Source organism: Kitasatospora sp. NPDC085895, from assembly GCF_040702125.1.
GTDB classification, from domain to species: domain Bacteria; phylum Actinomycetota; class Actinomycetes; order Streptomycetales; family Streptomycetaceae; genus Kitasatospora; species Kitasatospora arboriphila.
This window is the reverse complement of record NZ_JBFBJY010000214.1, coordinates 1-2148: the sequence shown is the minus strand read 5'-3', so window position 1 is coordinate 2148 and position 2148 is coordinate 1. Positions and strand designations below refer to the sequence as shown.

Here is a 2148-nt window from a genome sequence, read left to right as displayed (position 1 = left end):
CCGAACCGGGCCCGCCGCCACCCCACGGCCGTCACCTCGCCGCCGGGGCCGATCAGCAGGTTCCCGGGGTGCAGGCTGCCGTGGACCACGACCGGGCCACCGAGGTGCTGCGCTCTGCGGTCCAGCACGGCAAGCCGTTGCAGCGCACGCTCCTCGCGCGGCTCCAGTGCGCTCCGGCTCCACTGCGAACCGGTGAACAGCGCCCACGAAGGCCACAGCCGGAACATATCCCCCAGCACGCCGACCTCCCCGACCGGTTCATTCGGCAGCTCCTTGGCCGCCCGGGCCAGGAAGTTCCCGACGGCGGCGAGGTCCGGCGAACCGGGCGCAAGGCTGACCATCCGGCCCTGCACCAGCTCGTGCACCACGACGCACCGCGTAACCTCCCGGACCGCACACAGTAGAACAGGCCCAACCGCGGCGATCCGGTCGGCGATGAGCACTTCCCGGCGCAGTTCGGTGATCCCCGGGCTGTTCCATCCCGCGGCGGTGACGTGCACCGTCCGGCCGTCTTCGAGGGTCAGCCTCCCGGAGACACCCCGCATCGGCCCCGTCGGCAACCGATCGAACCGCGCAGGCACGCCGCCAAGCTTGGCGCCCACCTCGCCCAGGAACCCGGCCACAATCTCACCCGAGCTCATCAGACCGGCCATGACGCCTCCCGGCCCGGCAGCAGCGGCTCGCCGCCGGTGTTCGGCTGCGCGGTGAAGACGTACACCGCGTCGTCGTCCACCAGCGTGACGGTGTAGGACTCCCCCCACACCAGGGCCTTCATCGCCGTCTCCGCGGCAGTCTCGTCCTGTGCCCAGGCCCGTCCCGGCCGCGCATGGGCGACGTTCAGCTGATCGGCCAGCTGCTCCACCCGCATCTGCAGCCACCGCACGGACCGCCGGGCATCCCGGGTAGGGCACGCACCGAACAGGACCGGCCGGCCGCCGCTGTGCGGGTAGGCGACAGCACTGCACCAGAACGTCTGCCGAGGTGCAGCACTCGGGCCTTGGCCGAACGCGCCGACGGCCCGGTGGCCCGCCCGGGGCTGGGGGGCTCGGTCGGAGGCCTCCTTGCGGCTCGGAGGGCGCTTCGCCGCGGCCCGCCGTACCCCCTCGCCCAGCCCGAGGGCGCGACGCAGCAGGCTCCTCATGCTGCCTTCCCCGGGTTCTCGTCCGCAGAGCTCTGCAGGACCCTGGCCCACACCACCTTTGCTCCCTTCCGTCTCGTCACGCCCCAGTCCTCCGAGACCGCTGCCACGAGCAGCAGCCCGTGGCCGTGCTGGCGGATACCGGCGGGTCGGGTGACGGGCATCAGATCGCTGCGGCTGTCTCGGACCTCGAGGCGGCAGCCGTCCGCGTTCTCCTGAAGTCGCACGAGAACCGAATCCCCCGGTCGACAGGCGTGCCTGATGGCGTTCGTCACCAGTTCGGAGCAGATCAACGCCACGTCGTCAGCGCGCTCCCGCATCCATCCCCACACCACCAGCTCGGCGTGGACACTGTTTCGTGCCAGCCAGACGGAACCGTGGTCGGCGGTGAACTCCTTCTCCCAGACCCGCAGCGTCTGGCCTTCGCGGGCCGATGTCCGAGCGGCTACCTGGCGTCCGGCGAGAGCCTCAGGGATGGCGCTGGGCATGGCGTATACCTCCGAGGCCGTACGGGGGACAGTTCCTGGGCTGTGCGCCGAGGCGCTCCTGGTGGCTGCCTCGTGCCGAAAAGACTCGCCGACGGCTAGTGGCGCCACAACGGGAGCAAGTTGCTGATGAGGCAAATCAGTTACTGAAACCACGGTTCCATCCGCGCAAATCAGTAACTAATTGCTGATCTTGGCTAACCATCAGCAACATCGGTTACTAAGCTGATGGCTCGCGCAGTCGTCAGGGAGGTGGCTCATGGCTCACAAGCCATCCTGTTCCGCACAGATCCGAGCCACTGGAATGGCAAGCGGCTGGGCGGCGACGGCGATCGTGACTGCGATCGTCGACTGCTGTGGTGTGAGCCCGCTCCGTGGGCAACGGCTCGCCCGCGGCTGGACCCTGCAACGCGCCGTCGACGAACTGGTCGAGATGTGCGACGTGCAGCAACTGGCCCGGCCGAGACTCGACATCGACCAGCTACGGGCCTGGGAGACCGGACGTACGCCCCGCGTACAGACCAT

At 69.5% G+C, this 2148-nt stretch carries 3 protein-coding genes; all 3 read right to left on the bottom strand.

What is annotated here, in order from left to right:
* The coding region (locus tag AB0442_RS42300) for a phosphotransferase (protein ID WP_366168823.1) at positions 1–653 on the bottom strand (653 nt) is incomplete at its 3' end.
* Entirely contained in the window at positions 641–868 is a 228-nt protein-coding gene (locus tag AB0442_RS42295) for a hypothetical protein (RefSeq protein WP_366168822.1), read from the bottom strand. The genes AB0442_RS42300 and AB0442_RS42295, both read right to left, overlap by 13 nt.
* A gap of 269 nt (positions 869–1137) precedes the next feature.
* Positions 1138–1626, bottom strand: a complete 489-nt coding sequence (locus tag AB0442_RS42290; RefSeq protein ID WP_366168821.1) for an ATP-binding protein — start codon at positions 1624–1626, stop codon at positions 1138–1140.
* Positions 1627–2148 lie beyond the last annotated feature (522 nt).